At 60.7% G+C, this 6,098-nt stretch carries 6 protein-coding genes; 4 read left to right on the top strand and 2 right to left on the bottom strand.

Annotation, left to right across the window (positions count from 1 at the left end):
- Positions 1-1,400, bottom strand: a 1,400-nt coding sequence (locus M0954_RS12760; protein WP_297353571.1) for a sodium:proton antiporter, incomplete at its 3' end; no start/stop codon positions are given.
- A gap of 420 nt (positions 1,401-1,820) precedes the next feature.
- Between M0954_RS12760 and M0954_RS12755 the strand changes: the two genes are divergently transcribed.
- Both M0954_RS12755 and M0954_RS12750 read left to right on the top strand, forming a co-directional pair.
- Positions 1,821-2,099, top strand: coding sequence for a type II toxin-antitoxin system RelE/ParE family toxin (locus tag M0954_RS12755; RefSeq protein ID WP_122157509.1), 279 nt, complete (start codon positions 1,821-1,823; stop codon positions 2,097-2,099).
- A gap of 81 nt (positions 2,100-2,180) precedes the next feature.
- Positions 2,181-2,489: a HigA family addiction module antitoxin gene (locus M0954_RS12750; protein WP_122157510.1), complete on the top strand. Its 309-nt coding sequence runs from the start codon at positions 2,181-2,183 to the stop codon at positions 2,487-2,489.
- 20 nt (positions 2,490-2,509) lie between these two features.
- Here the strand turns inward: M0954_RS12750 and M0954_RS12745 are convergent, their stop codons facing one another.
- Positions 2,510-3,235: a GntR family transcriptional regulator gene (locus M0954_RS12745; RefSeq protein WP_122157511.1), complete on the bottom strand. Its 726-nt coding sequence runs from the start codon at positions 3,233-3,235 to the stop codon at positions 2,510-2,512.
- A 160-nt stretch (positions 3,236-3,395) separates the two neighbouring features.
- On the opposite strand from M0954_RS12745, the gene M0954_RS12740 reads away from it, so the two are divergent.
- The gene (locus M0954_RS12740; RefSeq protein ID WP_122157512.1) at positions 3,396-4,616 is read left to right on the top strand and encodes an aminotransferase class V-fold PLP-dependent enzyme; all 1,221 of its coding nucleotides are present in this window, start codon (positions 3,396-3,398) and stop codon (positions 4,614-4,616) included.
- Positions 4,617-4,796: 180 nt separating this feature from the next.
- The gene (locus M0954_RS12735; protein ID WP_122157513.1) at positions 4,797-6,083 is read left to right on the top strand and encodes an MFS transporter; all 1,287 of its coding nucleotides are present in this window, start codon (positions 4,797-4,799) and stop codon (positions 6,081-6,083) included.
- The last annotated feature ends 15 nt before the right edge of the window (positions 6,084-6,098 follow it).

Genomic DNA, 6,098 nt, shown 5'->3' with positions numbered 1-6,098 from the left:
TGATGCGCTTCGGTGATGCGCGCACGGTAGCTGTACTGTTCGAGCAGACGCGGGTGAATGACGTGGCCTTGGGCATCGTGCACAAGCGGTTGGATAGCAGCGAGTTGCGCGGCCTCAAGGCGCGCCCAGGCTTGCGGCTCGCTCAAAAGCCTTTCGTCCCGCTCTGCCATGTGAGCGGGTTTGACCCATCGAATCAGTGAGCCAATCGTGGTGCCTTGACCGAGCACCGTCACCAGAATCACGGCAAACGAAGCGACGAGAATCAGATCGCGGCCGGGCATCGCATCCGGCAAGGACAAGGCGATCGCAAGCGTAACGACTCCACGCATCCCTGCCCAACTCATGACGGTTGCCGAGCGCCAGTCGGGCGCGGCGCCGCTGCGTCGCAAGAGCGTGCGGAACGCGCTTTTCAACGCTTCGGAACCGAACACCCAAACGAAGCGCGAGAGCACGACGGCCGCGAGCACCGCGGCGACCGCCGGCGCGAAGGCGATCAGTGCATCACCCACGCCACCCAGACGGACGATCACGCCGCGCAGTGACAGGCCGATCAGAATGAACACCAGCGCTTCCATCAGGAAGATGACGACTTGCCAGAAGGCCGTGCCGCGCGTGCGTACCGCGGCGGAGAAAATCTCGTGCTGATACCAGCCGAGCGTCATGCCGCAACTGACCGTAGCGATGACGCCGGAGACACCGAGCATTTCGCCGGCGATATAAGTGATCCACCCGGCGAGTACCGACGCGGTGATCATCAGATAGTCGTCGTCGAGATACGCAAGCAGCTTCACGACGAGGAAGCCGATTGCACCGCCGACTGCGACGCCGCCCAGCGCGAGGATCGCGAAGCTGGCGACAGCGTGCCCGGTACTGAAGGCGCCCGTCAACGCCGCGGCGACGGCGAAGCGAAACAGCACGAGGCCGGCGGCGTCGTTCAGCAGGCTCTCGCCTTCTAACAACACCATCAGCTGACGTGGCAGCGCGACGCGCTCGAGTACCGCTTTGGCGGCGACTGCATCGGGCGGTGAGACGATCGCGCCGAGTGCAAAACAGGCGCCCCACGGCAAGCTCGGCACGACCTGATGCGCGACTACGCCGACCACCAGCGTCGTGAAAGCGACCGCGCCGATCGCAAGCAACAGGATGCCGCCGAGGTTGCGTTTGAATTCAGCCCAGACGGAGAAGTAGGCGCCGTCCATCAGCAGGGGCGGCAGGAACACGATCAGCACGAGAGCGGGATCGAGCGTGACGGTGGGCAGGCCGGGTACGAAGGCCATTGCAGCGCCGCCTATCAACAGAGCGGCGGCGGGTGGCAAGCGCAGGCGCTTCGCGAGCAGTTGCAGCCCGATCATCGCGATGAGCGACAACAAGACCAGTTTGAAGGCCACAACGGAGGACATAGGGTGGTCTCGGCGAGTTCACGTTATGGAGGGGTGAACTTGCTTTCTACCATAGGTCGGTGGCCGCCTGGATGTGGTGGCGGGGCGACGCGAGGTTTCGCGTGGGTGGAGGTCGTACCCGTCCTTCCTGATAGCGCCGGATTGTCAAATTGTGTGGCCTCGACCAACGGCGCTGTTGGTGTATGGTCAAATCACTTACTGGCTCGCAAGCAAGAGTCAGGACGATATGGCATCGGAATCATATTGCATGCTTTCGCGTCCCTCGATTATGCATCTATCGCAACTGAGCGTACGCGGCGATAGTCACAAGAACGCTTCCTTGAACTCCGGCCGCTTTGGCGAAATGCAGCGCATTCCACATCGTAAGGTGTATTAATACATGATACACTTCAACCGTACGGCAGGTCCGAATAACGTACTATGATCCGATCGTTTAAACACAAAGGTGTGCAGCGCTTTTTTGAGACGGGTTCAGCAGCAGGAATCCAGGCGGCTCACCGGGCGCGATTGGGCCGTCAGTTGACGGCGCTAAACAGGTCAAAATCGCCGCAGGATATGAATCAGCCCGGTTGGGGATTGCACCCACTTAGGGGAAGCGAATCTGGGCTGTGGGCGATAGAGGTAAACGGCAACTGGAGGCTAACATTCGCATTTGAAGGCGAAGACGCGATCTTGGTTGATTATAAGGACTACCATTAGAGCATCAGTTCGCCTGGCCCTGCCGCCGCGATGTGGTACGAAAGTCGCCCGGCACATCAGATTTTAGTAGTGACTAAAGCCATGTCCAAAATGTTCAATCCGCCGCATCCTGCGGCCATCCTTCGCGAAGACGTTCTGCCCGCGCTCGGCCTGACGGTCACCGAGGCTGCGGAGCAACTCGGAGTCTCTCGGGTTACCTTGTCTCGTCTGCTGAATGAGCGCGGCGGGATTACGCCAGAAATGGCGCTGCGCATCGAACAATGGCTCGGAGTCGAGCGTGGCGGTCGCGCCGATTTGTGGCTCGGCATGCAGCTAGATTACGATCTTTGGCACGCGCGCAAGCATGCCCCCAAGAAGATCAAACGTGCGCCGGCCGTAGCAGCAGCCTAGGCCACCGCTCCGGATTCGCCTCAAGCCTTCAGCGGCGAAGCCGCCACATCTTCCCGCGACTGCACCTGTAGCACCGCATCGCGCTTGTCCAGCAAATGCTGCCGCAAGATCGCGCTCAGCCGCTTCCCATCGCGCGCTTCCAGCGCTTCCAGCATCTCGCCATGATCGTGAATTGCGCGGTCCCACTTCGGAATCTGAAAGTTCGACCGAAACCGCAGCGCCTGCAACCGTCGGTTCACCGAAATATAGGTCTGCCGCAACGCCCCATTGCGTGCCGCCTCATTAATCTTGTCGTGGATCGCCTGATTGCGGCTGTAGTACCCCGCCAGATCGTTCTGCGCGCGACACGCTAGCATCGCGTAATGCAACGCCTTGATCTCGGCCAGTTCTGCCGCGGTAATACGTTCGGCTGCCAGCTCGCCCGAAAACGCTTCGAGTCCACTCATCAGCTCAAAGGTCTCGCGTAACTCTGCCTCGGACATCTTCGACACCGACGCGCCGCGGTTCGGCCAGATCTCGATCAACCCTTCAGCCGCGAGCACCTTCAGCGCTTCGCGCAACGGCGTGCGCGAAATGCCGAGCGTCTCGCACAACTCGCGCTCGTTGAGCTTCTTGCCCGGCTCCAGTACGCCTTCGACGATAAAGCGCCGAATGTGCTCAACTACGGTGTCATGCAACCGTTGCCGCTCAACCTTCGGCATCAGCGGGCTGCTGGCGGTATCCGCTTCAAATTCCGAATTTTGCATACAAAAACCCTCATTATCATTGGAGGCGATTTTATAGGAAGCCGGCCCTTTAGGTAAGATAGCGGGTAAACACTGGTGTCAGCAACCCACGTTTGCCTTGGGTTAGTCATCGATCGTCTGATATAGTTTTTTGCATGCAAAATTCAATCGGAGAAGACCCATGCTGAAACTCGATTTTCATCCTGCGGGCCGTCACTTCCTGCAGATTCCGGGGCCGAGCCCCGTGCCCGACCGCATCCTGCGGGCGATGAGCTACCCCACCATCGATCACCGCGGCCCGGAATTCGCCGCGCTCGGGTTGAAGGTGCTGGACGGCATCAAGAAGATTTTCAAGACCCAGCAGCCGGTGGTGATCTACCCGGCTTCGGGCACTGGCGCATGGGAAGCCGCGCTCGCGAATACGTTGAGCCCTGGGGACCACATACTGATGTTCGAGACGGGCCACTTTGCGACGCTGTGGAAGAAGATGGCCGAAAACCTCGGCCTGAAGCCAGAGTTTCTCGGTCTGCCGGGTATCGAAGGCTGGCGCCGCGGTGTGCAGCCGCAAATGATCGAAGCGCGTCTGCGTGAAGACACACAGCATGCGATCAAGGCGGTCTGCGTGGTGCACAACGAGACCTCGACGGGCGTGACCTCCGATATCGCCGCGGTGCGCCGTGCGATCGACGCGGCCGGTCACCCGGCCCTGCTGCTGGTCGACACCATCTCGGGTCTGGCCTGCGCCGACTATCGTCATGACGAGTGGGGCGTCGACGTCACGGTGTCCGGCTCGCAAAAGGGTTTGATGCTGCCGCCGGGCATCAGCTTCAACGCGGTGTCGCCGAAGGCGATCGCCGCCGGCAAGCAGGCGAAGTTGCCGCGCAACTTCTGGGACTGGACTGAGATCATCGAGATGAACAAGTCCGGCTACTGGCCGTACACGCCGAACACGAACCTGCTCTATGGCTTGTCGGAAGCGCTCGAGATGATTTTCGACGAAGGCCTCGACAACGTCTTTGCACGCCATGAGCGTCTCGCCGAAGCCTGCCGCCGCGCCGTGCGGGCTTGGGGTCTTGAGATCCAGTGTGCGGACCCCGCCGTATATAGCCCGGTGCTGACGGGCGTGATGATGCCGGAAGGTATCGACGCCGACGCCGTGCGCAAGACCATCTACGAACGCTTCGACATGTCGCTCGGCACGGGCCTTGGCAAGATGAAGGGCCGTATGTTCCGCATCGGCCATCTGGGCGACTGCAACGACCTCACGCTGCTGGCGACGCTGGCCGGTTGCGAAATGGGCCTGAAACTGGCGGGCGTGCCGGTTGCGGCGAGCGGGTTGCCGGCGGCAATGGACTGGTTGACTGCCGAGGCTCAACGGGCCGGTCTGAAAGCCGCGGCCTGAGCTGTCTGCATTGCGGGTAAAGAGTAAAGGGGGAAGAGGAGGAGTCTTCCCCTCGCGGTAAACGGTCTTAGCGGCCGTAGCGGTCCACAAGGCGCTACGGCCACGCAGCGCACGCCAGGGGAATAACGACGCAGCGTGCCGTTTCAGGCACGCAGTCGATCGCAGCAACGGAGACAGACGATGAAGCGGTTTCGTGTGACCAGTGCGAGCAGTATCGTTCTATTGATGCTCTGCATCATGTACTTCATTACCTATCTTGACCGTGTCAACGTCAGTACCGCAGCAGCTGGTTTCGGTAAGGAGTTCCAACTTTCACATACACAGATCGGTCTGGTCTTTTCCGCCTTTGCGTACCCGTACCTCGTGTTTCAGATCATCGGTGGCTGGGTAAGCGACCGCTTCGGCGCGAAGCGGACCCTGATCTGCTGCGGCGCGGTCTGGGCAGTGGCGACGATTCTTACCGGTCTCGCAGGCGGCCTCACGTCGCTGCTTGCCGCACGACTGCTGCTCGGCTTCGGTGAGGGCGCGACGTTTCCGGCAGCGACCGCCGCCATGGCGCGTTGGGTCGCCAAAGAGAAACGCGGCTTCGCGCAGGGCATCACGCACGCTGCCTCGCGTATCGGCAATGCGGTGGCGCCTAGCGCGATCGTTCTGGTGATGGCCACCTGGGGCTGGCGCCAGTCGTTCTACATTTGCGGTGTGTTCAGTCTTCTGTGGGTGATCGTCTGGGCGGTGACCTTCACCGAGCATCCGAAAGACCATCCGCGCATCACGTCCGATGAGCTCGAGGTGCTTCCCGTACCCAAGCCGAGGGCTGTCAAAGTGCCGTGGATGGCCTTGTTTCGTCGCATGGTGCCGGTCACGATTGTCTACTTTTGTTATGGGTGGACGCTGTGGCTGTTCTTGAGCTGGATTCCCCAATACTTTCTCCATAGCTATCACCTCGACCTGCAGAAGTCGGCCCTGTTTGCCTCGACGGTGTTCTTCGCGGGCGTGCTCGGCGACACCCTTGGCGGTATCGTCACCGACAAGATTTTCACTCGCACTGGCAGCCTGAAACGCGCGCGTAGCTGGATGGTATCGCTGTGCATGCTGCTGACGCTGATCGTGCTGGTGCCGTTGATGTTTGCTCACAACCTGTACGTCTCGATGGCATGTCTGTCCGCAGGCTTTTTCTTTGCGGAAATGACGATCGGACCGATGTGGGCGATCCCGATGGACATTGCACCGGAATATTCAGGCACTGCCAGCGGCATGATGAACACGGGCTCGGCGCTGGCCGCAATCATTTCACCAGTCGTGGGGGGGTTCCTGATCGACCGCTTCGGTAGTTGGGAGCTGCCGTTTCTCGGCAGCATGCTGCTGATGGGGATCGGTGTCGTGCTGGCCTTCCGCATGCAGCCGGAAAGCAAGTTCGGACAGAGCGCAGCAGCGGGCGCTCAACCTGCGCCGGGCCTCAACGTTTGAGCCTCCAGCAGGTTC

The organism is Paraburkholderia sp. (assembly GCF_026225065.1).
GTDB lineage: Bacteria > Pseudomonadota > Gammaproteobacteria > Burkholderiales > Burkholderiaceae > Paraburkholderia.
Note: the sequence above shows the minus strand (reverse complement) of the source record. Positions and strands in the feature narration are given on the sequence as shown.